We start from the raw sequence: 22,933 nt of genomic DNA, 5'->3' as shown, positions 1-22,933 counted from the left end.
GTGACTTATGCCACAGGTGAGGGTGCCGTAACGGCGACGTAATCGATCGGCAATTGCCCGGGCACATCCCTGCAGGAGTTTCGAACCGTCGCCGTGAACGCGGTGCACTGGGACAGGAGAACCTCGTGGTCGATGTCGATGCCCGTTCGACGAACGCAGACGGAATAGCCGCCGCCAAGGAAACCCTGGAGGACTACACGCTGCGGTTCGCTCCGCGCAGTTACCGAAAGTGGAGCCCGGCGGTGGTCGGCATCTCGGCGCTCGGCGGCATCGCCTACCTCGCCGACTTCGCCATCGGCGCGAACATCGGCATCGCCAATGGCACCGGAAACGCGCTGCTGGGCATCGGTATCTTCGCCCTCGTGGTGATGCTGACCGGCTTCCCGCTCGCCTACTACGCGGCCCGCTACAACATCGACCTCGACCTCATCACCCGCGGCAGCGGCTTCGGCTACTACGGATCGATCGTGACGAACATCGTGTTCGCCTCGTTCACCTTCATCTTCTTCGCGCTGGAGGGGTCGATCATGGCCCAGGGCCTGGAACTGGGCCTGGGCATACCGGTGTGGATCGGCTACCTGGCCTCCACGCTGATCATCTTCCCGCTGGTCATCTACGGCATGAACACGCTCGCCAAACTGCAGGTCTGGACCACTCCCCTGTGGTTGCTGCTGATGGTGCTGCCCTTCGGCTTCCTGCTGGTGCGCCACCCCGACTCGGTCTCCGCGTTCTTCGCCTACGGCGGTGAGAACGGTTCCGGCGTCAGCCTTTCCGGCACACTGCTGGCCGCCGGCGTCTGCCTGTCGCTCATCGCGCAGATCGCCGAGCAGATCGACTATCTGCGCTTCATGCCGCCGCGCACGCCGGAGAACGCCCGCAAATGGTGGGGCTGGATGCTGCTCGCGGGTCCGGGCTGGGTGCTCTTCGGCGCGCTCAAGCAGGTTGTCGGACTGTTCCTGGCGGTCTACCTGATCGCGACTCTGCCTGCTGCACAGGGCATTGCGAACCAGCCGGTGCACCAGTTCCTGGAGATCTACAAGAATATGGTGCCGGGCTGGCTGGCCATGACCCTCGCGGTGGTGCTGGTGGTCATCAGCCAGATCAAGATCAATGTCACCAATGCCTACTCCGGCTCGCTGGCCTGGACCAACTCCTACACCCGGGTCACCAAGACCTATCCGGGCCGGCTGGTCTTTCTGGTCGTGAACCTGGTGATCGCGCTGATCCTGATGGAAGCCAATATGTTCGACTTCCTGAACAATATTCTCGGCTTCTACGCCAATTGCGGCATCGCCTGGATCGTCACCGTCGCCACGGATATCGCGATCAACAAGTACGTGCTGAAGCTCTCCCCGAAGGTGCCGGAGTTCCGCCGCGGCATGCTCTACGACTTCAACCCGGTCGGCCTGGTCGGCTTCGGATCGGCGACGCTGCTGTCGATCATGACCTTCTTCGGCCTGTTCGGTGAGCTGCTGAAGCCGTACTCCCCGATCGTCGCGATCGTCGTGGCCTTCATCGCGACACCGCTCACCGCGATTCTCACCAAGGGCAAGTACTACCTGCGCCGCACCGACGACGGCATCGAACTGCCGCTGTTCGACGAGCACGGCAACCCGTCCGGCGAACTACTGGCCTGCGCGGTCACCGGTATGGAATTCGAGCGGCCGGACATGATCGCCTCGGCGGTGCCGGGTCCGGAGGGCGAAATCCAGTACATCAGCTCACTGGCGCTCTCGACCGACAAGACCGGCATTCACCTACTGCCCCACCAGAACTGAGCCGTCCACCCCTGCATCCCGGCGTGCTTGTGGCCGGGATCCACTTCAGTCGATCAGCCGCATGCCCGGCAGCGAAACCTGCGCTGCCGCACGCAGCTGGACCGAGGCGCGCAGCCAACGGCGGTGCGCGCGTTCGGGATCCGGATCGATGAAGCTCGAGACGAGGATCCCGCGCAGCGCGTCCATAGCGGTGAAGACGAAATCGCGGGCGTCCTTGCGATGCACCTCGTTCGGAACGTGCCGGCTCAGTGCGATCAGCACGGCATTATTGACGAACGGCTCGACCTTGCCCAGTTCGGCAGCCAGGGTCGGATCGGTCCGGCCCGCCACCCACAATTCGATCGCCGCGATGAACAGTGGCCCCTGATGTAGCTCCCACAGGAGTTCCAGCATCGTCGCGATGGGATCGGGCCCGGTCTCGATCCGCCCGATCTCCTGCATGGCGGCCTCGGTGCGGCGCTGCGCGAGGTGGCTGATGGCCGCCACCACCAGATCGGTCTTGGAGCCGAAATGGTGTACCTGCGCACCCCTGGTCACCCCCGCACGCTCGGCCACCCGCGGGGTCGTCGTGCCCGCGTATCCGTACTCCACCAGGCATTCGATGGTCGCGTCCAGAAGTCGCACCCGCATCTCGCTGCTACGCTGCTCCTGGGTGCGCCGGGGCGGCTTAGGCGTCGCGGTACGGGTCATTCACGCATCGTACACTTACATACACTTGTGTATGTAATACGGCCCGATTGTGGGCCGGACCAGGGTCCGGCCCACAGAACCGGCTTTATGTCTCCGAGTTGGACAGGCAAGCGTCGCAGGCCCAGCCATCATCGGTGGCTACGCAGTCCTGAAGCCGAATATGCGAATTCCCGATGGTCTGCTGACAGTTGATCGCACAACTATTGAGATCAGGGCCGCAGCTCACCGGATCAGCGGAAGCGACACCGGGAACAACAAGCACCAGACCGGCCAGCAAACCACCGGTGAGGACTGCGATTCGAACAGCACGCATGACGGATTTCCTTTCGTAGCAGGAGTTGTCCAGTCGAGAGCGCTCTTCGGCCGACAAGCCGAGACAGTAACAATGTTCGCTGTGAATTCAGCTCGAGGAAACCTGTGAGTCTCGGGCGCGAATGCCGTTTTCCCGCAACCCTTACCGCTGCGCGCGGGCGATCACCACGGTGCCCGTGAACAACAGCACGCCCAGCACCGCCAGACCCGTACCGACCACGGCCGGAGCCGTATAACCGAGGCCCGCGGCAATCACCAGACCGCCCAGCCAGGCGCCCGCGGCATTCGCGATATTGAGTGCCGCGTGATTCAGTGCGGCAGCCAGAGTTTGCGCATCATGCGCCACATCCATCAGCCGAGTTTGCAGGCCGGGCGCCAATGCCGCACCGGACGCTCCGATGAAGAATGCGCCCGCCGCCGCGGTATACGGATTGTGTGCCGCCACGATAAAGAGGGCCAGGATCACCACCATGGCGATCAATGCCGCGAATATCGCGCGATCCACCCCGCGATCGGCCAGCACGCCGCCGATGATATTGCCCGCCACCATTCCGAGTCCGAACAGCATCAGCACAATCGGCACCAGGCCGACCGACATGCCCGCCACATCGGTGAGCGTCGTGGTGATGTAGGTGTAGACGGCGAACATGCCGCCGAAACCGACCGCACCGACCAGCAGCGTCAGCAGCACCTGGGAACGACGCAGCGCACCCAGTTCGGTACGAGGATCGGTGAGCCGGATACCGGTGAGCTCCGGCACGAATCGGACGAGCGCGGCAACCGTGGCCGCGCCGATCACGGCGACCACCACATAGGCGTCCCGCCAGCCGAGATGCTGACCCAGCCAGGTAGCGGCGGGAACGCCGACAACATTGGCGGCGCTCAACCCCAGCATAACCGCGGCAACCGCCTTGGCACGCTGCCCCACCGGAGCCAGCGATGCGGCAGCCAGCGAAGCCACGCCGAAATAGGCGCCGTGCGGCAGACCCGTCAGGAATCGCGCGGCCACCAGCGTCGCATACGAGGGCGCGAACACGGACGCCGCATTACCGAGGGTGAACGCCACCATCAACGCAATCAGCAATTTCTTCCGCGACATCCGCGCGCAGAGCGCCGCAATTACCGGCGCACCGACGACCACCCCCAGCGCGTACGCCGAAACAGCGTGCCCCGCAACAGGTTCGGAAACATTCATCCCCCGCGCGATCTCCGGAAGCAGCCCCATCGTCACGAATTCGGTTGTGCCGATGCCGAATCCGCCCATTGCCAGCGCCAGCATGGCCGGCACATGCCATCCGCCCCGATACCCGGGCCCCACGCCGGGCTCCGCGGACGCGGAAGTGGCCGTGCGCTCGGACACGGAGACAGCAGACTCGGAGACAGATTTGGCCACGACCAATCGCAACACCCGGGCGAACCCGCCCGATACCCTCCGCCCCGGTGATCTCACTCACGAACAGGGCGGATAGAAAACCACAGCACTTTTTCGCGGTTGCCGGAAAAACAGTACGGGCACCCGCTCCGCCGAGTGGCGGGACAGGTGCCCGGAATGTGGTGGCGAGGGATGGTCCGGGCCGGGACGATCAGTCCCGGCCACCATCGGTCGCCGCTGCGCGCTGTTCACGTACCTTCAGCGCGACTTTTCGGGCGTCGGAACGCCCTTTTCCCTGGGGTTTCAGGGGTGAAACCCCTGAGAGCCCCGAGAGTTGGGTTACTCAGCGCAGGGTGCGCGCCAGGTTGGCGTCGAGCACACCGAGGAATTCCTCGGTGGTCAGGTAGCCCTGATCGCCGCCGACGAGCAGCGCCAGATCCTTGGTCATCTGGCCGTCTTCGACGGTCTTGATGACGACATCCTCGAGGGTCTGCGCGAAGCCGATGACCTCGGGGGTGTTGTCCAACTTGCCGCGATGGGCCAGGCCACGGGTCCACGCGAAGATCGAGGCGATCGGGTTCGTGGAGGTGGGCTTGCCCTGCTGGTGCTGGCGGAAGTGCCGGGTGACGGTGCCGTGCGCGGCCTCCGCCTCACAGGTGCGGCCGTCCGGAGTGAGCAGCACCGACGTCATCAGGCCCAGCGAGCCGAAGCCCTGCGCCACCGTATCGGACTGCACATCGCCGTCGTAGTTCTTGCACGCCCAGACGTAGCCGCCCTCCCACTTGAGTGCGGAGGCGACCATATCGTCGATGAGCCGGTGCTCGTAGGTCAGACCGGCGGCGTCGAATTCCTTCTTGAACTCGGCCTGGTAGACCTCTTCGAAGACGTCCTTGAACATGCCGTCATAGGCCTTCAAGATGGTGTTCTTCGTGGAGAGGTACACCGGATAGTTCTGCTGCAGACCGTAAGTCAGCGAGGCGCGCGCGAAGTCCCGGATCGAGTCCTGGAAGTTGTACATACCCATGATCACGCCGCCGTCTTCCGGCATGCGGACGACCTCGTGCTGGATCGGCTCGGAGCCGTCCTCCGGCGTGAAGGTCAGGGTGACGGTGCCGGCCTGATGCACCTTGAAATCGGTGGCGCGGTACTGATCACCGAAGGCGTGACGGCCGATGATGATCGGCTTGGTCCAACCCGGAACCAGACGCGGAACGTTCGAGATGATGATCGGCGCACGGAAAATGGTGCCGCCCAGAATATTGCGGATGGTGCCGTTCGGCGACCGCCACATCTTCTTGAGGTCGAATTCCTCGACGCGGGCTTCATCCGGGGTGATCGTCGCGCACTTCACACCGACGCCGTGCTTCTTGATGGCGTTGGCGGCGTCGACGGTGACCTGATCATCGGTCTTGTCGCGATACTCGATGCCGAGGTCGTAGTACTCGAGGTTCACATCGAGATACGGAACGATCAGCTTGTCCTTGATGAACTGCCAGATGATCCGGGTCATCTCGTCGCCATCGAGTTCGACGACAGTCCCTTCAACCTTGATCTTGGACATGGACTTCGTGTCCTCCTAGGAAGGTGGTGCTCCCAATACACGGCCGGGTGAGCGCGCTTGTGAGCGAGGGCCCCGGCTGTTCAACAAACAACGTATATGCCCGGCGTTTCCAGCGGGACCTCTGGTACCAGGTCCGCGCAGTTTGTGGCGCCAAACAAGACGAGCGTACTGCTGCTATGAACCGCACCGCACGGGCAGCCCCCGCTGTGCGGGACCCCGCCCTCAGTTACCGGTGAGTAGTGTGCACCGTCACGCCGGGGCTTTCCCGGCGCGACACGGGTTGCCCCCGACACGACGCGGGCCGCGCCCCCGAAAGGACGCGACCCGCGAAAGTGGTTGGGACTCAGACTCCGACGTGCACGTGCTCGGAGCCCTCCAGCAGATTCTCCGGCTTGTCCCGAATCATGAAGGCGATGATCGGAATGGTCAGCAGGAAGAATCCGGCGCCCGCATAGAACGCCACGTCATAACTGTGGATCGAGGCCCGGGCCACCACATTGTCGATGGTCGGGTGATTCTTGGCATAGCGATCCGCCGCCTGCACCGAGAGCGTCATCAGCAGCGCGGTACCGATGGAACCGCCGACCTGCTGTGCCGCGTTCAGCAGCGCACTGGCCACACCGGAATCCTTCTCGTCCACCTGGTGCAGCGCGGTGGTCTGCATGGCGACGAACAATCCACCCATACCGAGCGCGATGAGCAGGATGGCCGGCAGCACGCTGGTGGAGTAGCTGTCACCGAAGGACAGCTGCGCCAGGTAGAGCAGACCACCCGTGCCGAGCACCGCACCGGTGAGCATGACCGGGCGCGGCCCGATCCGCGGCAGCAGTGCGCTGGCGATACCGGCCGAGATGACGATGCCGATCGGGAACGGCAGGAACGACACACCGGCCTTGAGCGCCGAGTACCCGAGGGTGAGCTGCAGATAGAAGCTCAGGTTCAGGAACATGGCGAACATGGCGATCGGCGTGATGAGCGCGACCAGGAATGAGCCGCCTCGGTTGATCTCACCCGGAATACGCAGTGGCAGAAGCGGATTCGCCGTACGACGCTCGATGGTCACGAACGCGACGAGCAGTGCCACACCCGCGACGAGGAAGCCGAGGGTGGTGGTGGCGGTCCAGCCGTCCGACGCCGCGCGGCTGAAGCCGTAGACGACCGAGATCAAGCCGAGCGTCGCGGTGACCGCGCCGGGCAGGTCGTAGCCGCCGGTGCGCGGTGCGGGAGTGTCCTTGACAACAAAGGCGATCGCGCCGGCGAATGCCAGCAGTGCGATGGGCGTGTTCACCAGCAGGCACCAGCGCCAGCTGGCGTACTCGGTGAGCAGGCCGCCGACAATCAGGCCGATGGCCGCGCCACCCGCCGAGACGCCGGCGAACACGCCGAACGCGCGGGCCCGCTCCTTGGCCTCGGTGAAGGTGATGGACACCAGCGAGAGCGCCGCCGGGGCCAGCAGCGCGCCGAACGCGCCCTGCAGTCCGCGACCGGCGAACAGTTCCGCGGTGTTCTGCGCCAGTCCGGCCAGCGCCGATGCCCCGGCGAAGCCGATCAGGCCGATCAGGAAGATGCGGCGGCGGCCGAGGTAGTCGGCGAGCCGGCCGCCGAGCAGCAGCAGGCCACCGAAGATCAGCGTGTAAGCGGTGAGGATCCACTGCCGATTGCCGTCGCTGATGCCCAGGTCCTGCTGGGCGAAGGGCAGGGAAATAGTGACGATGGTGGCGTCGAGCACCACCATCAGCTGGGCCATGGCAATCACGCCCAGCGCCAGCCAGCGCTTGGAAGCGCTTGTCTGACTTGATTTTTCATCGGGCGCGAGAGTCGCCATCCCAGTGGTCATGCCGTCTCCTCAGGAGTGGTTCGAACAGCCTCGTCCATCGTGGCACCTCACGACAATTGGCGTCAAGAGAAAAGTGTCGCAATCAGACAGTTGGCGGTTCTCGTCACAATCTGACCGGACGGCTATACAATGGGGCTATGTCCGAGTCGTCGACGCCTGCCGATTTGTTGGAGCACTCCAGCCTGGAGCGGCACCGACCGGGCCTGCGCGAGCGCAAGAAGCAGCAGACCCGGACGCGAATCATCGATGTGGCACTGCAGCTGTGCGATGCGCAGGGTTTCGACGCCACCACCGTCGAGCAGATCGCCGATGCGGCCGATGTCTCACCGCGCACCATCAACCGGTACTTCGACAGCAAAGAGGCGATCGTCATCGCCCCGATCGAAGATATGGGCAAGGCGCTCGCCGACCAGTTGCGCGCGCAGCCCATCACCGGCAATGAGCTGCAAGCCCTGCTCAACGCGTTCATGGCCGTGGTCGAGCAGGTCATCGAGGGCGACAATCCGCTGCCGTTCCACTGGTTCCAGCAGATGCAGCGCATTACGCAGAGCAATGCGACGGTCCGCGCGGAGAGCCTGTCCGCGGCCGATACCAAGACCCTCTCCATGACGACGGTGCTCGCCGAACGCCTGCAGGCCGATCCGAATGCCATGTCGGTGCGGATGATCTCGGCCACCTGGCACGCCATCGTGCGCATCGGTATGGAGTGCGAGTTCGACGCCTCCTCCGAGTTCCCCGATTGCTCCAGCGCGAGCACGGCGCGCGAGCTCATCGACAACGTCCTCGCTGCCTACGAGGAGTACACGCGCAGTTGCGCGCTCCCCGTCGCAACGGCCGCCACCGGGGCCCGTTAGAATCTCGCCACAGGTCAAGAGCATCAGCGTCAAGCCCCGGCTCGCTGATCGGCAACCCTCCAGCAGCGGCGGGGTGCTCCGGGTGAGGACCAGGCGCTCGAAGGCCGAGCGCAAGCGCACTGTAGGAGGACCCGAGATGTGTTGTTGTCGAAGCTTATTCGCCTTCCGATAACGTCCACCTCCGCCATTCGGCGACCTTTCTCTGGAGCACGACATGAGTGACTCGACCGCGCCCGCTGCCTCTTCGGCAACCAGCGACATCGACCCGGCCAACTGGTCCTTCGAGACCAAGCAGATCCACGCCGGACAGGCCCCCGACGCCACCACCGGCGCTCGCGCGCTGCCGATCTACCAGACCACCTCGTACGCCTTCCGCGATACCGATCACGCCGCCGCGCTGTTCGGTCTCGCCGAGCCGGGCAATATCTACACCCGCATCATGAATCCCACCCAGGATGTGGTGGAGCAGCGCATTGCCGCGCTCGAGGGCGGTGTGGCCGCACTGCTGCTGGCCTCCGGACAGGCCGCGGAGACCTACGCGATCCTGAACCTCGCCTCGGCGGGCGATCACATCGTGTCCAGCCCGCACCTGTACGGCGGCACCTACAACCTCTTCCACTACTCGCTGCCCAAGCTGGGTATCGAGGTCAGCTTTGTCGAGGATCCCGACGATCTGGCGCAGTGGGAAGCGGCCGTGCGGCCGAACACCAAGGCGTTCTACGGCGAGACCATCGCCAACCCGAGCAGCTCCATTTTCGATATCCCGGGCATCTCCGGTGTCGCGCACGCCGCGGGCGTCCCGCTGATCGTGGACAACACCGTCGGCACGCCGTACCTGATCCAGCCGCTGAAGCATGGCGCGGACATCGTGGTGCACTCGGCCACCAAATACCTGGGCGGGCACGGCGCCGCGGTCGCGGGCGTGATCGTCGACGGCGGCACCTTCGACTGGACCGTGCGCACTGCCGACGGTGAGCCGCGCTTCCCGGGCTTCACCACCGCCGATCCCAGCTACCACGGCGTCGTATTCGCCGATCTCGGCGCACCGGCGTACGCGCTCAAGGCGCGGGTGCAGCTGCTGCGCGATCTGGGTGCCGCGGCATCGCCGTTCAACGCCTTCCTGATCAGCCAGGGCATCGAAACGCTGAGCCTGCGGCTGGAGCGCCACGTGTCCAATGCGCAGGCCGTAGCGGAGTTCCTGACGCAGCAGCCGGGCGTGGAGAAGGTCTACTACGCGGGACTGCCCAGTTCGCCGTGGTTCGAGCGTGGCAAACAACTGGCTCCCAAGGGTGTCGGCGCCATCGTGTCGTTCGAACTGGCCGGCGGCGTGGATGCGGGCAAGAAGTTCGTGGACACCCTGGTGTTGCACAGCCATGTCGCTAACATCGAGGATGTGCGCTCGCTCGTCATCCACCCCGCTTCCACCACCCACTCCCAGCTGACACCCGAGGAGCAGCTCGCCTCCGGCGTCACCCCTGGTCTGGTCCGTTTGGCCGTGGGCATCGAGGGCATCGACGACATCCTGGCCGACCTGCGTGCCGGACTGACGGCGGCCGCAAGTTGACCTCGAAGATCGGATCGAGCACTACCCGTTCGACGGCGGAAGTCCTGCTTCCGCCGCCGGACGGCACGCTGGGCAGCATTACGATCGGGGATGTGGCGCTGGAGAGCGGCGCCGTCCTCCCCGACGTGACGCTGGCCGTGCAACGCTGGGGCGAACTATCGGCGAATGCCGACAACCTGGTGCTGATCGAGCACGCTCTGACCGGTGATTCGCATGTGATCGGCCCGGCCGATGTGCATCACGATCAGGCCGGCTGGTGGGACGGGACCATCGGTCCCGGCAAGGCCATCGACACCCGCGAGTGGTGTGTCATCGCCACCAATGTGCTCGGCGGCTGTAAGGGCAGTACCGGTCCGGCGTCCCTGGCGCCGGACGGAAAGCCTTGGGGCGGACGCTTTCCCGAGCTCACCGTGCGCGATCAGGTGACCGCGGAGGCCCAGTTCTTCGATGTGCTGGGCGTCGAGCGCCTGGCCGCCGTCGTGGGCGGTTCCATGGGCGGCATGCGGGTGCTGGAATGGATGATCGGGTATCCCGAACGGGTCGGCGCGGCTCTGGTGCTCGCGGCCAGTGCGCGGGCCACCGCCGATCAGCTCGGCCAGCAGACCACCCAGATCGCCGTCATCAAGGCCGATCCGGACTGGCAGGGCGGTAATTACTACGGCACCGGGCGCGCCCCGATGACCGGTATGGGCCTGGCGCGGCGCATGGCGCATCTCACCTATCGCGCCGAGGCGGAGCTCGATCACCGCTTCGAGAATCACGCCCAGGGTGACGAGAACCCTTGGGAGGGTGGTCGTTACGCGGTACAGAGCTATCTGGAGTACCAGGCCGACAAGCTCATCTCGCGTTTCGATCCAGCCACCTACGTCCTGCTCACCGAGGCGCTGAACCGGTACGACGTGGGTCGTGGCCGCGGTGGCGTCGAGGCGGCGCTGTCGGGCACGCCGGTACCGGTCGTGGTCGGCGGTGTGGATTCCGATCGCCTGTACCCGCTGCGTAATCAGCAGGAGCTGGCCGATCTACTGCCGGGCTGTAAGGGGCTGGAGGTCGTGCACTCCCGCGACGGCCACGACGGCTTCCTCACCGAGACCGAGGCGGTCAGCAAGCTGATGATCGAGACGATGGAGCTGGCGCGCGCGGCGCGTGGTTGATCGGTAGCATCGCATACGACCGACCGGTATGGAATGTCTGCGGTGCAATGACCGCAGACAATCCCATGAGTCGCGCCTGTTTCGTACGAATTATCTTGACGCACTGTCGGTTTCGTTCGTGTGACACCGGGTAACCGACGACCGGAATCCGTGCCGAAACGCGGCGGTGGTCGTATGGTGGTCATCATGACAGCAGCCTTCGATGACATGGATCTTCGCGATCTCGTCGCGTTGCTCTCCGATGAGGAGCAGCACGAACTTCGCCCCGCCGTGCTGCGTGTGCTCCACCGACTCCCGGATCAGGAAATCCTGCGCCGCGAGCTGGGTCGCCGCCTCACCAACGTCTGAGCACAGGTCGAGATAAACCGGTAATAGAGAATCCCCCGGAAGCTGTTGGGCTTCCGGGGAATTCGTTGTAGATCCGTGCGGCGCGGTGCCGGGTTCGCGCGGCTGACGGCTTCGCGCGAGCTAGGTGACGCCCAGGCTGTTGATGGTCGCGGCGAGCACGATGATCACGCTGCCGAGCACGGCGGTCCACCCCACATCGAACGGCTTGCTCCGCACCGCCAGCAGGCCCACCCGCTCGGTCGGCAGCAGCAGTCGCAGCGCCGCCGCCAGCAGGGTCGCACCGCCGAAGAAGAACGTCCCGCGCCGCCAGCGATCCCAGGCCAGGAACACCACGGCCACCACCATCACCGCGGCGACCAGCAGGATGGGCAGGTTGTCGCGCACCGCGGCACCGAACCGGTTGCTGCGCTCTTCGGGGGCGGCATGGGCTGGACTCACGAAGCAGAGCTTAACCTGGAGCCCGTGTTCCATCTGGTCTTCTTCGAACCGCGCATCCCGCCCAACACCGGCAATGCCATCCGGCTTGCCGCCGGTACGGGCTGTGAGCTGCATTTGATCGAGCCGCTCGGATTCGACCTCTCGGAGCCGAAGCTGCGCCGGGCCGGGTTGGACTACCACGACCTCGCCTCCGTCACCGTGCACGAAAACCTCACCGCCGCATGGGAATCCATCAAACCCGAGCGCGTCTTCGCCTTCACGGCAGCAGCCACCACCCGCTACACCGACATCACCTACCAGGACGGCGACGTCCTGCTCTTCGGCCCCGAACCGACCGGCCTCCCCGAAGCAGTCCTCACCCACCCCCGCATCACCGACCACCTCCGCATCCCCATGCTCCCCGGCCGCCGCTCCATGAACCTCTCCAACGCCGCCGCCGTCGCCGCCTACGAAGCCTGGCGCCAACAGGGCTTCCCGGGCGCGGTGTAGTGACAGACGGCACCGGTAGCGGTCTACTTGCAACCAAGGCCCGCGACAATAAGGACGAAACCGTCCTGTCCTCGTAAACCCCGGGAGGCTGCGGATATGCCGAACTATCCTGACGACGTGGCGCTTCCGTATACACAACCTGAGCTCCCTGAGTACATGACGTGGGAGGAACTCGAGCGACTTCCCGAAGAGATCGCCGCACAGATCGAACTATGGGACGGTCGCGTGGTTTGGTTGCGACGGGGCCCCGGCGAGCATCAGGTCTTCACTGGACGTATGTGGGCCGCCCTCGAACGTTGCGCGCGTAAAGACATGTCGACTGAACCGAAGCACTGTTGGCGGGCCAATTTCGAGACCAATGTCTTTTTCGGCACGAACGGAAAATCCGACTTCATGACCCCGGATTTCCTGGTGCACCGCTGCCTTGAGTCCCCTTACCAGGACGTTCGCGCGGCCGATGCGTTCGTGGTCGGCGAAGTCCTCTCCCCCTCCAATACCCAGTCCGACATGGAGGCGAAGCGGGGCCGCTACGCGAGCGCCGGAATCCCGTGGTACTGGGAGGTTTCCCTGGCCAGCGAAACCAGCGCCATCGCTTCCGTGCGCGCCTACGGCCTGCAAGCCGAGCCCGGGCAACTCCCCGACGGTGTCCATCCGCTCCGAACAGCCAACTACCTTCTCACCGGCGAGTGGACACCCGCCGACACCGACGGCATCGAGTTCGACTTCCCGTTCCCGATCCACATCCCCTGGACCGAACTCGAATTCTGATGTCGCCGGGTTCACAGCTCGGCGTCAGCAGGGGTTTCCCGGTGCCGTGTAGAACGGGCTGATGAGCGATTCGGGTTCGTTTGGGGACAGTTCGGAAATCACGTGGGCGGTGGATTCGGTCACTGTGTACGGGACGCTGGTTCGGCCGGTCGGGGAGGGGCCGTTTCCGGCGGTGGTGCTGGTGGCGGGGAGCGGGCCGACCGATCGCGATTGGAATTCTGCGCTGCTGCCGGGGAGCAATGGGAGTGGGCGGCTCATTGCGGAGCAGTTGGCGCGGGCCGGTTTCGCTTCGGTGCGGTACGACAAGCGTGGTATCGGGCCGCACGGGAGGGAGCAGCTCCCGGAGCTGCTCGGCAAGGTCACCATGGCGGGTTTCGCCGATGAGTTGGCGGGCGCGGTACGTGCGGTCGCCGATCAGGAGTTCGTGCGCGGTGATCGGATTTTCGCGCTCGGCAATAGTGAAGGCACCCTGCACGCGCTCAACTATCAGCTGGGCAAGCCCGCGATCCCGTTGACGGGGCTGGTGCTCGTCAGCCCGCCCGGGCGAGCGGTCGGGACGGTGGCGCGCTGGCAACTGGCCGCGCAGGCCGCGACCGTGCCGGAGGGTGACGCCATGCTGGCGCTCTACGATGCGGCCGTAGCCCGATTCCAGGCGGGCGAACCGGCCGCGCCGGATCCCGCACTGCCCGAGGGTGTCCGGCAATTGGTGGGAAGTCTGGAGACACCGTTCAATCTGCCGTTCACCCGTGAGCTCTGGACTGCCGACCCGTCCGAACTCCTCGGCCGGGTGGACGCTCCGGTGTTGATCGTCATAGGCGACAAGGACGTTCAGGTCGATCGAGTGGCCGACGGCGGGCCGCTACAGCACGCCGCCGAGGGCCATCCGAATGTGAGCTTCCTGTTCCCGGAGAATATGAATCACATTCTCAAACAAGAACTTCGGCCCCGATCGGAGCTGACGCCGGGCGCCGTGACCACCAGCTACAACAGCCCGGACGCCATCCTGGATCCCGAGGCCATGGCCGATATTCTGGCGTGGCTCGACGCTCGTAGGTGACGGCGGATCAGTCGTCGATCTCGAAGCGTTTGAAGCGGGAGGTGGCGCCGGCGGTGATACGGACGGCGGATTTGGGTACGCCGTAATGGGCGGCCAGGAGTTCGCAGGCCGCCTTGTTGGCCTTGCCCTCCGTCGCGGGGGCGCGGACGTACAGCTGGAGGGCGCCGTCGTCGAGGGTTTCGACGAGTGGGCCCTTCCTGCTGTTGGGCTTGATGGTTGCCCGGACCACTGTCGGCACTGGCTGCTCCTTTCGGGGTGACAGTAGTGTCGCGTATGTCGTGACGGTACGGATCGTCCGAAAGGAAAGTCGGAGATGATCAAACGGTTGGTGTTTCTGCTGGCAGCGCTCCTGGGGGCGGCGCTGCTGGTGATGGGGACGGCTACGGCCGGGCCCGTCACCGTGAAGGACGACTCCCATGTGCTCGACGCCGCCAAGGTGACCGCCGCGGCGAACGCGCTGTCGAATCCGGTGCAGATCTTCACCACCGAGAAGTTCTCCGACGACAAGACGGCGTTCGACAAGGAGGCGCAGACGAAGGTGGTGAACCCGGCCGATGTGGTCATCGCCATCAATACCAAGTCCAAGCATCTGGCCATCCGGACCGGGACCGACTCGCATATTCGTGATACCTCCTCCGCCACTTCGGCATTCACGAATGCCTTCGGATCCGGCGACTACACGGGTGCGACCATCGCGGCACTCAATGTGCTGAAGTCGGATTCCGAGCAGGCCGGACCGGCCACGAACGCACACAATCAGGCGCCCGTGGCCACGAAAAAGAGCAGCGGCTTCGGCTGGCTCGGACTACTGTGCCCGGTGCTGATCATCGCCCTCGTGGTGGGTGTGGTCGTCATGCTGGTCCGTAAGCGCCGCGGTGGCGGTGGCGGCGGCCAATTCTCCGGTGGCGGTGGCGGTTTCCCCGGTGGCGGCGGTTACCAGGGCGGCGGCTATCAGCAGGGTGGCGGCTATCAGCAGGGTGGCGGCTATCCGGGCGGCGGCTACGGCCCGCAGCGCTCCGGTATGAGCCCTGGTATGGCAGGCGGTCTCGGTGCGGCGGCAGGCGCGGTCGGCGGCGGGCTCCTCGGGTACGAGCTCGGCAAGGAGTCGGGCGAGCGCGAGGAAGAGCAGCGCAACCAGGACACCGGCGGCTACAACCAGGGCGGCGGCTACGACAATCAGCCCCAGCAGGATTGGGGCGGCGGCGGAGGCGACTCCGACTTCGGCGGCGGCAGTGGGGATTTCGGCAGCGGCGACTCGGGCGGCGGCGACTTCGGTGGCGGCGGCGATTCCGGCGGCGGGGGCGGCGACTTCTGATACAGCCGCAGCGGCCGCCCCGAGGCTCGGCGTCCGATGCCGAGCCTCGCCGGAAGTCACTGCGGCTCAGCGGAAGTCGCGGGAGCGGCCCTCGATGCGCAGATTCATGCGTTGCAGGTGGTCGGCGACCACGGTGACCGCACCCTCGGCATTCTGCACCCGCCCGCGAATGAGCAGGGCGGGTGCGGATTGCGCGAGGCGGCGGTAGCGCGCCCACAGGCCGACCGAGCAGACCACGTTCACCATGCCGGTCTCGTCCTCGAGATTGAGGAAGGTGACACCGCCCGCGGTGGCGGGGCGCTGACGGTGCGTAACCGCCCCACCCACAAGCACTCTGGTGCCGTCGCGAATACCGAGCAGCTGGTCGGCGGGCACCACGCCCAGTGCGTCGAGACGGGGGCGCAGGAATTCGGTCGGATAGCTGCCGGGTGAGACGCCGGTGGCCCACACATCGGCGGCGGCCAATTCCAGCGCACTCATCCCGGGTAGCGCGGGCGCCTCGGTAGCCGCGCCGATGCCGGGCAGCCGGTCCGGGCGTTCGCCCGCCGCGGCCCCGGCCGCCCACAGCGCCTGCCGCCGGGTACTGCCGAGACTGCCCAGCGCACCTGCGGTAGCCAGCGATTCCGCCTGCGGCACAGTCAATTCCACCCGTCCGGTGAGATCCAGGAACGAGGTGTAGGGCGCGGAGGCGCGGGCGTCCACGATCTGTTCGGCCAGCTCCGTGCCGATACTGCGGACCGCCGCCAACCCGAGCCGGATCTGCATCCCCTTCGCCTCCAGGGTCGCCTCGGCCAGACTGTGATTGATATCCGGCCCGTGCACCGCCACCCCGTGCCGCCGCGCATCGGCGACCAGCGATTGCGGGGAGTAGAAGCCCATCGGCTGCGCCCGCAGCAGACCCGCGCAGAAAGCCGCCGGATGATGCAGTTTGAACCACGACGAATAGAAGACCAGGGAGGCGAAACTCTGCGAATGACTCTCCGGGAAACCGAAATTCGCGAAGGCGTACACCTTCTCGTAGATGCGGTCGGCGACCTCGCCGGTAATGCCGTGCAGTTCGCGCATGCCCTGATAGAAGCGTTCGCGTAGTCGCTCCATCTTCTCCGGGGAGCGTTTGGAACCCATGGCCCGACGCAGCTGATCGGCTTCGGTGGCGGTGAATCCGGCGATATCCACGGCCATCTGCATGAGCTGCTCCTGGAACAGCGGGATGCCGAGCGTGCGCTCCAGCGAATTCTCCAGCGCCGCATGGTCATAGGTGACTTTTTCGCGCCCGTTGCGGCGGCGGATATAGGGGTGCACGGACCCGCCCTGAATAGGCCCCGGCCGGATGAGCGCCACCTCCACCACCAGGTCGTAGAAATTGCGCGGCTTCAGCCGCGGCAGTGTCGCCATCTGCGCCCGCGACTCCACTTGGAAGACACCCACCGAATCTGCGCGGCACAGCATGTCGTACACAGCGGCTTCCTTCAGGTCCAGGCGGTGCAGTTCGACGGTCTCGCCCTTGTGCTCGGCGACCAGATCGATCATGTAGTGCAGCGCCGAGAGCATGCCGAGCCCGAGCAGGTCGAACTTCACCAAACCCGCTGCGGCACAGTCATCCTTGTCCCACTGCAGCACGCTGCGTCCCGCCATGCGCGCCCATTCCGTCGGGCAGACATCGGCGATGGGCCGATCACAGATCACCATGCCACCGGAGTGGATGCCCAAATGCCTTGGCAGGCCTTCCAATTCACCGGCCAGTCCGAGCACGTCCGCCGGTATGTCGGTCTGCTCCTCCTTGGCGACGCCTTTCCACCGGCTCACCTGCTTGCTCCACGCATCCTGCTGTCCGGGCGAAAACCCCAGCGCGCGTGCGGCATCTCGGACCGCCGACCGGCCGCGATAGGTGATCACATTGGCCACCTGTGCGGCGTATTCGCGCCCGTACTTGGTGTAGACGTGCTGAATCGCCTCCTCCCGCCGATCCGATTCGATATCGACGTCGATATCGGGCGGCCCGTCGCGCTCGGGCGACAGGAACCGCTCGAACAGCAGGTTGTTCGCGACCGGGTCCACATTGGTTATGCCGATGGCGTAGCAGACGGCCGAGTTGGCCGCCGAACCCCGGCCCTGGCACAGGATGTCGCTGGTGTGGCAGAAACTCACGATGTCGTGCACCACCAGGAAGTAGCCCGGGAACTTCAGCTCGGCGATCACCGCCAGTTCGTGTTCGAGCTGCCGGTACGCCTTCGGATTGCCTGCGCGCGGACCGTAGCGGCGATCCGCACCCGCCATGGTGAGTTCCCGCAGCCAGGAGTTCTCGTCGTGCCCCGACGGGACATCGAAGGGCGGCAGTTGCGGTGCGATCAATCTCAGGTCGAAGGCGCATTCCCGGGCCAGCGCAGCAGCACTCGCGACGGCGCGCGGGCAGTCCGCGAACAGCTGCGCCATCTCCGCGCCGGAGCGCAGGTGCGCGCCACCGGTCGGGGCCAGCCAGCCCGCCATCTCGTCCAGGCTCGACCGGGCCCGAATGGCGGCCAGCGCCATGGCCCGGCGCCGCTGCGGCGGGGCGGCGAAATGTGCTCCGGTGGTTGCCAATACGGGTAGCCCCAGCCGATCGGCCAGGGCGATGAGCCGCGTATTGCGCTCATCGTCCTCGGGGATGCCGTGGTGGGTGAGCTCCACACTCACGTGTTCGCGGCCGAACCGCTCCACGAGATCGCGCAGCGCGGCTTCCGCAGCGGCATCACTCTGCTGAAGCGCTTGCCGCACAGTACCTTTGCGGCATCCGGTGAGCACATGCCAGTGCCCGCCCGCCGCCTCGGTGAGCCGATCCAGGTCGTAGCGCAGCACCCCCTTCTCCCCCGCCGCCATATGCGCGGCCGCCATCTCCCGCGACAGCCGGCGATACCCCTCCTGCCCGCGCGCGAGCACCAGCAGATGCGGTCCGACCGGATCGGGCGCGCCGGTGCGCGGTGCGGAAGCGGCCCAGCCGGTCTCGCCCTGGCCGGTCCCGCTCTCACCGGATCGCCTCCGGCCGCGGCGTCCGTCGCGAGTGGCGTCGGCCCGCACCCCCTCGGCCGCGGAATCCGAGCGCCCGCCCCGCCCGCGGGTGCCGCGCGGCGCGAGATGCGCTCCGGCGCGGGCGGTGGTGCCGAGGGACAGTTCAGCTCCGAAAACGGTCGGCATCCCCCATTCGCGGGCGGCCTCGGCGAAGCGCACCACCCCGTAGAACCCGTCGTGGTCGGTGAGCGCGAGCGCTTCGAGGCCGAGCCGCACCGCCTCTTCCACCAGTTCTTCGGGCTGGCTGGCGCCGTCGAGAAAGCTGTAGGCGGAGTGCGTGTGCAGTTCCGCGTACGGCGTCCCCGATCGTTCGGCGCGATCCAGCGGTCCGGCCTCGTATTTTTCGCGCTTGCGGGACCAGGCCGGGCTGTCGCCGCCGTCGCCGTCGATCTCCCGGGCGGGACTGGGCCGGCCGGAGAGCACGCGCTCCAGCTCCGACCAGGTCGGCGGACCGTTGTGCCAGCCCACGCCCGCCTCCTCCGCCTCGATCGATCCCTTCCGGGCATCGAACATACATTCGATGATTCGAGACATTACGCGAGACCCAACCGAACGGTCTGTAAAACTCAGCCACCGGTTCAGCGACCGGCCGGACACCGTGACAACAACCTCGCGCACCCCTCCTGGCACCGGAACTTACTTTGGAGTAAGTTCAAGGCACTTCGATCTGCAAGGGAGCAGTGATGACCGATAGCTCAGCCGTCGACGGTTACCTGGCCCGTCGGCGCGCCCGTCGCGACCTGACCGGCAAGCACGTTCTCATCACCGGAGCCTCCTCCGGCATCGGGCGCTCCGCCGCGCTGGCCGTCGCCGAGAAGGGCGCGGTCGTACTGCTGATGGCACGCCGCGGCGAGGAACTCGCCGCGGTGGTCGACGAGATCAAGGCCGCCGGGGGCGAGGCGCACGGCTATCAGTGCGATGTCACCGACGCCGATTCCGTGGACGCCGCCATCACGCTCATCCTCGCCGAGCACGGGCACGTCGACATGCTGGTCAATAATGCCGGACGGTCCATTCGCCGGGCCGTGCACCGCTCCACCGATCGCATGCACGACTTCGAGCGCACCATGGCGGTCAATTACTTCGGCGCGGTCCGCATGACCCTCGCACTGCTGCCGCAGATGCGGGAGCGCAAATTCGGTCACATAGTGAACATTTCGAGCGCCGGCGTACAGGTGGCCACCCCGCGCTTCGCCGCCTACCTGGCCAGCAAGGCGGCCCTCGACATGTTCGCCGAGGTGACCGCGGCCGAAATGCTCGCCGACAACGTCACTTTCACCACTATCCACATGCCGCTGGTCCGCACTCCGATGATCACGCCCAGTGGCGATCAGGGCACCTCCACCCAGTCGCCGGAATGGGCCGCGGCAACCATCGTGCGCGCCCTCAGCGAGCGGCCGCGCCGCATCGATGTACCCCTGGGCACACTCGCCGAATACGGCAGCCTGGTCGCACCCGCCATCAAGGAGCGGGTGCTGCACCGCTACTATCGCGCCATCCCGGACTCCCCCGCCGCCAAAGGCGAAACGGTAATCGAACCGGAAACCGTAGACGTGGACGTCGTTGTCCCACAACGCCATCGGCGCGGCGTACCACCCGCGATCCGCGTCACCGGCACCGCACTGCGCCGCGCCGCGCGACTGGTACCGGGCACGCACTGGTGACTGTCTAGCCATTCATTGATCCGGATAACCGCCACGGCAACACTTTCCGCTGACAAACATCGGAGGTGTTGCCGTCGGACGGTTTCCACTCGCGGGTAGCCGAGTGCCGCTCACGCCTGGATGACCTCGAGACCCACCAGCGCGTTCAGCGAATCGCAACTGGCCCACGATTGGTTCTGCCCGTACTGCGCCGGACCGTACTTCCAGTAAGTAAACGGTACCGGCCACGCCACGCAGGTGAGCTTCACCTGATGCCAGGTCGGCAGCTCACAATTCGACATCCCGCCGGTCCCGAAGATGTTGTACAGATGACAATTCGCATCCCCCACCGGGACGTCAGCCTGAGCCACCCCACCACCCACAAGTGTGGCGGCCGCAACTGCGGTGGTAATAACTCCCCCGGCGGCAAGTCGCATCACAGATCGCATTCCGAACCTCCCGAATAGATGTTGCTACGGATATCGGGCTCGCACTGAAATCAGTTACTAACAGTTTGCCAGCCATATACACCGGAGCAAAGAAAAACTCCTCCATCCAGTGACTGTCCTGGGCAGAGGAGTTTTTCGCGTGGAGGGTGTATTACCAGCCGGGGTTGCCGCCGATGGGGACATTGATCCAGCTGGGGGCGCTGGGGTCGATGTCGATGTGCTGCGGCAGCAGTTGGCTTTCATTGAGGAGGGGGCGAAGGGGAAGGCCGCGGGGGAAGTTGAAGGCGAAGACGTCCACGCGCAGGCGGTGGCCCGGTTGGAGGACGGCGTCGGTGGCGGTCAGGCCCAGGTCGAGTTGGGTGGGCCGGCCGGGGACCAGCGGCTCGCGGGTGTCCAGGGTCAGGTACGGGTAGGGATCGGTGTAGTCGCCGTTGGCGGAGCGGGATGCCTTGGCGTCGTCGACCTTTCGCAGCGAAGCGGTCAGCTGGCCCGAGGTGAGGACCGTCGAACGGCCATCGGGGGCAACATCATTGATGGTGGCCGACCAGTAGCCGTCGGTCGCGTCCAGCACCGTATTGAGGTGCAGGTTCACCGGGCCGGAGATGGTGGTCGGCGCGGCGACGGGCGGGCTGGTGAAGGTCAGGCCGTTGAGTTCCATCGGCCGGGCGTCCTTGGCGCAGGCGTCGAGGACTGCGGTAATGCCGGCGGTGATCTGCGCGGCATCGCGTGAGCACAGGCTCATGACACCGGCGCCGACGGTAAGTCGCTGCGGCCCACCGGGTTCGGTGGTCAGACTGCCGTCGTACAGACTGCCGCCGGCGGTGCCGCTGGGCGCTCCGGACAGGTACATGCGGCGGTAATCGGCTTCGCTGCGCGGGAATTCGCCCGCGGTGGTCCAGGATCCGCCCTGCTGGAACAGCGTCACCGGGCCGTACCCGTCGATACCGTTGTCAATTCCCTTGAGCCAGTGGTCGAACCACGCGCGCTGCAGCACATCCATACGCGGCGGCGCACCCGGCACACCGAAACCGCTGCCCGGATCCGCATGGTAGGTATCGCCCATGATCAGCTGCTTCTGCCCGGGCGGCAGCGGAATCGCGTTGTAGATGCGCGGTTCGGAATAGGTGAAGATATCGTGCCAGCCGCCGTAGACCATGGTCGGCACCCGCACCTTGTCCGGGTGGCCGAGCCAGCCGGTGCGCAGCGGACTGTCGGTCTCCAGCAGGCTCTTCAGATTGTCCGGAATCTCCGGCACGCTCTGGATGGTGAGCGCCTGAATGATGTAGTCGAAGAACGTCATCGGGCTCTGCAGCCGGTCCGCCAGCCACTTCCAGTCGAAACTGCCGGAGAACAACGCGGACAGATCCGGAATGAGCTTGAGACTGTCGACACCGAGCAACCACGGTGGGATGAAACCGAATCCGAGCGCGCCACCGGTGGCGAGCACATCGCGCACCAGATCACTGCCCGGCTCCACCGGGAAGATGGCCTTCAGCGCAGGCGGCTGCTGTTCGGCGGCATGCAGCTGATTGATGGCCGAGTACGAGATACCGCTCATACCGATCTTGCCGTCCGACCAGGACTGCTTGCTCGCCCAGTCGATCACCTCGGCACTGTCGAGCTGTTCACGCTGCTGGAAGACCTGCCACACACCCTCGGAGAACCCGGTGCCGCGTACATCGGCGACGACCTGCGTGTACCCGCTCTGAATCAGCTTGCGGTCGGCGGTGAACAGCCGGGCCGCGCCGCCCGGCAGCGCCTTGGTGAGGTCGGTGAGCCCGCCCAGGCCGACGCCGGACAGGTCGAAGCCCTGCAGGAAATTGCTCAGAATATCCGGCAGCACCGGTACCGACAGCGCCGAATCGGCAATCATCGAAACGAGTTTGGTGTACGGGGTCATATTCACGATGGTCGGGAGCGGGGTGTCCACGATCTGCCCCTGGGCGTTCATCGGCCGATAGACATTGGCCTTCAACACCGTTCCGTCACTCATGGTGATGGGTACGTCCCAGTCGATGTGCACGCCCGGATACTGCGGCGGCCCGTCCTGCGCCCCGAGCCATTGCGCACCGAGCTCGCCGGCGTCCGGCGTGCTCGCCGCGACCGGAGTCGCCAGCGCGCCGACGGTCACCGCCGCCGTGATCAGAGCCAGTGCGCCCACGACGCGACTCCACGGATTCCCGAGTTTCATCCGACCCCTCGTGCACAAGAAACATGGACGTACCCAACGGATCGTGACTGTAACGGGCGACACGTCCGAGT

General features: G+C 65.8%; 20 protein-coding genes and 1 riboswitch. Of the genes, 10 read left to right on the top strand and 10 right to left on the bottom strand.

From position 1 onward, the window contains the following. Window positions 1-125 precede the first annotated feature (125 nt). Window positions 126-1,778 (top strand): purine-cytosine permease family protein, encoded by a 1,653-nt coding sequence (locus JWN03_RS30435; RefSeq protein ID WP_297622213.1) that lies wholly within the window; start codon window positions 126-128, stop codon window positions 1,776-1,778. Window positions 1,779-1,823: 45 nt separating this feature from the next. Here JWN03_RS30435 and JWN03_RS30430 read toward each other — a convergent pair whose 3' ends face one another. The 5 genes from JWN03_RS30430 to JWN03_RS30410 all read right to left on the bottom strand — a co-directional run bounded on the left by JWN03_RS30430 (window position 1,824) and on the right by JWN03_RS30410 (window position 7,550). After that, entirely contained in the window at window positions 1,824-2,468 is a 645-nt protein-coding gene (locus JWN03_RS30430; protein ID WP_297622212.1) for a TetR/AcrR family transcriptional regulator, read from the bottom strand. Between the two features lie 85 nt (window positions 2,469-2,553). Continuing rightward, window positions 2,554-2,781: a hypothetical protein gene (locus JWN03_RS30425; RefSeq protein ID WP_297622211.1), complete on the bottom strand. Its 228-nt coding sequence runs from the start codon at window positions 2,779-2,781 to the stop codon at window positions 2,554-2,556. Between the two features lie 141 nt (window positions 2,782-2,922). Then, complete coding sequence (locus JWN03_RS30420) at window positions 2,923-4,098, bottom strand: MFS transporter (protein ID WP_297622220.1); 1,176 nt, start codon at window positions 4,096-4,098, stop codon at window positions 2,923-2,925. Window positions 4,099-4,495: 397 nt separating this feature from the next. Continuing rightward, entirely contained in the window at window positions 4,496-5,713 is a 1,218-nt protein-coding gene (locus tag JWN03_RS30415; RefSeq protein WP_297622209.1) for an NADP-dependent isocitrate dehydrogenase, read from the bottom strand. A gap of 343 nt (window positions 5,714-6,056) precedes the next feature. Continuing rightward, entirely contained in the window at window positions 6,057-7,550 is a 1,494-nt protein-coding gene (locus tag JWN03_RS30410; protein ID WP_297622207.1) for an MFS transporter, read from the bottom strand. Window positions 7,551-7,687: 137 nt separating this feature from the next. Between JWN03_RS30410 and JWN03_RS30405 the strand changes: the two genes are divergently transcribed. From JWN03_RS30405 to JWN03_RS30390, 4 genes are all read left to right on the top strand, one after another. Further along, window positions 7,688-8,404, top strand: a complete 717-nt coding sequence (locus JWN03_RS30405; protein ID WP_297622205.1) for a TetR/AcrR family transcriptional regulator — start codon at window positions 7,688-7,690, stop codon at window positions 8,402-8,404. Between the two features lie 12 nt (window positions 8,405-8,416). Beyond that, window positions 8,417-8,527: riboswitch (SAM riboswitch) on the top strand. Window positions 8,528-8,618: 91 nt separating this feature from the next. Then, the gene (locus tag JWN03_RS30400; protein WP_297622203.1) at window positions 8,619-9,968 is read left to right on the top strand and encodes a bifunctional o-acetylhomoserine/o-acetylserine sulfhydrylase; all 1,350 of its coding nucleotides are present in this window, start codon (window positions 8,619-8,621) and stop codon (window positions 9,966-9,968) included. Continuing rightward, window positions 9,965-11,119, top strand: coding sequence for a homoserine O-acetyltransferase MetX (gene metX, locus JWN03_RS30395; protein ID WP_441343086.1), 1,155 nt, complete (start codon window positions 9,965-9,967; stop codon window positions 11,117-11,119). The genes JWN03_RS30400 and metX overlap by 4 nt, the downstream gene beginning before the upstream one ends. Window positions 11,120-11,305: 186 nt before the next feature. Further along, window positions 11,306-11,467 (top strand): hypothetical protein, encoded by a 162-nt coding sequence (locus JWN03_RS30390; protein ID WP_297622201.1) that lies wholly within the window; start codon window positions 11,306-11,308, stop codon window positions 11,465-11,467. A gap of 120 nt (window positions 11,468-11,587) precedes the next feature. On the opposite strand, the gene JWN03_RS30385 is transcribed toward JWN03_RS30390, so the two are convergent. Continuing rightward, window positions 11,588-11,905 carry a DUF3017 domain-containing protein gene (locus tag JWN03_RS30385; protein ID WP_297622199.1) on the bottom strand — a complete coding sequence of 106 codons (318 nt, stop codon included), beginning with the start codon at window positions 11,903-11,905 and terminating at the stop codon, window positions 11,588-11,590. 24 nt (window positions 11,906-11,929) lie between these two features. Between JWN03_RS30385 and JWN03_RS30380 the strand changes: the two genes are divergently transcribed. The 3 genes from JWN03_RS30380 to JWN03_RS30370 all read left to right on the top strand — a co-directional run bounded on the left by JWN03_RS30380 (window position 11,930) and on the right by JWN03_RS30370 (window position 14,219). Beyond that, complete coding sequence (locus JWN03_RS30380) at window positions 11,930-12,394, top strand: tRNA (cytidine(34)-2'-O)-methyltransferase (protein ID WP_297622196.1); 465 nt, start codon at window positions 11,930-11,932, stop codon at window positions 12,392-12,394. A gap of 156 nt (window positions 12,395-12,550) precedes the next feature. Further along, window positions 12,551-13,162 carry a Uma2 family endonuclease gene (locus JWN03_RS30375; protein WP_297622218.1) on the top strand — a complete coding sequence of 204 codons (612 nt, stop codon included), beginning with the start codon at window positions 12,551-12,553 and terminating at the stop codon, window positions 13,160-13,162. Between the two features lie 61 nt (window positions 13,163-13,223). Then, window positions 13,224-14,219, top strand: a complete 996-nt coding sequence (locus JWN03_RS30370; RefSeq protein ID WP_297622194.1) for an alpha/beta hydrolase family protein — start codon at window positions 13,224-13,226, stop codon at window positions 14,217-14,219. A 7-nt stretch (window positions 14,220-14,226) separates the two neighbouring features. Here JWN03_RS30370 and JWN03_RS30365 read toward each other — a convergent pair whose 3' ends face one another. Beyond that, a complete protein-coding gene (locus tag JWN03_RS30365; protein WP_297622192.1) occupies window positions 14,227-14,457 on the bottom strand; it encodes a DUF167 domain-containing protein in 231 nt (76 codons plus the stop codon). Window positions 14,458-14,532: 75 nt separating this feature from the next. On the opposite strand from JWN03_RS30365, the gene JWN03_RS30360 reads away from it, so the two are divergent. Beyond that, complete coding sequence (locus JWN03_RS30360; protein WP_297622190.1) at window positions 14,533-15,534, top strand: hypothetical protein; 1,002 nt, start codon at window positions 14,533-14,535, stop codon at window positions 15,532-15,534. A 66-nt stretch (window positions 15,535-15,600) separates the two neighbouring features. Here JWN03_RS30360 and JWN03_RS30355 read toward each other — a convergent pair whose 3' ends face one another. Continuing rightward, window positions 15,601-19,047, bottom strand: coding sequence for an error-prone DNA polymerase (locus JWN03_RS30355; protein ID WP_297622217.1), 3,447 nt, complete (start codon window positions 19,045-19,047; stop codon window positions 15,601-15,603). Window positions 19,048-19,262: 215 nt separating this feature from the next. On the opposite strand from JWN03_RS30355, the gene JWN03_RS30350 reads away from it, so the two are divergent. Next, on the top strand, window positions 19,263-20,243 hold the full coding sequence (locus tag JWN03_RS30350) for an SDR family NAD(P)-dependent oxidoreductase (RefSeq protein WP_297622188.1): 981 nt from the start codon (window positions 19,263-19,265) through the stop codon (window positions 20,241-20,243). 110 nt (window positions 20,244-20,353) lie between these two features. On the opposite strand, the gene JWN03_RS30345 is transcribed toward JWN03_RS30350, so the two are convergent. Together JWN03_RS30345 and JWN03_RS30340 are read right to left on the bottom strand one after the other, a co-directional pair. Continuing rightward, on the bottom strand, window positions 20,354-20,671 hold the full coding sequence (locus JWN03_RS30345) for a hypothetical protein (RefSeq protein ID WP_297622186.1): 318 nt from the start codon (window positions 20,669-20,671) through the stop codon (window positions 20,354-20,356). Window positions 20,672-20,822: 151 nt separating this feature from the next. Next, entirely contained in the window at window positions 20,823-22,862 is a 2,040-nt protein-coding gene (locus JWN03_RS30340) for a CocE/NonD family hydrolase (RefSeq protein WP_297622184.1), read from the bottom strand. Window positions 22,863-22,933 lie beyond the last annotated feature (71 nt).

The sequence above is a fragment of the Nocardia sp. genome, from assembly GCF_025465275.1.
GTDB lineage: Bacteria > Actinomycetota > Actinomycetes > Mycobacteriales > Mycobacteriaceae > Nocardia.
This window is presented reverse-complemented; position numbering and strand designations above follow the sequence as displayed.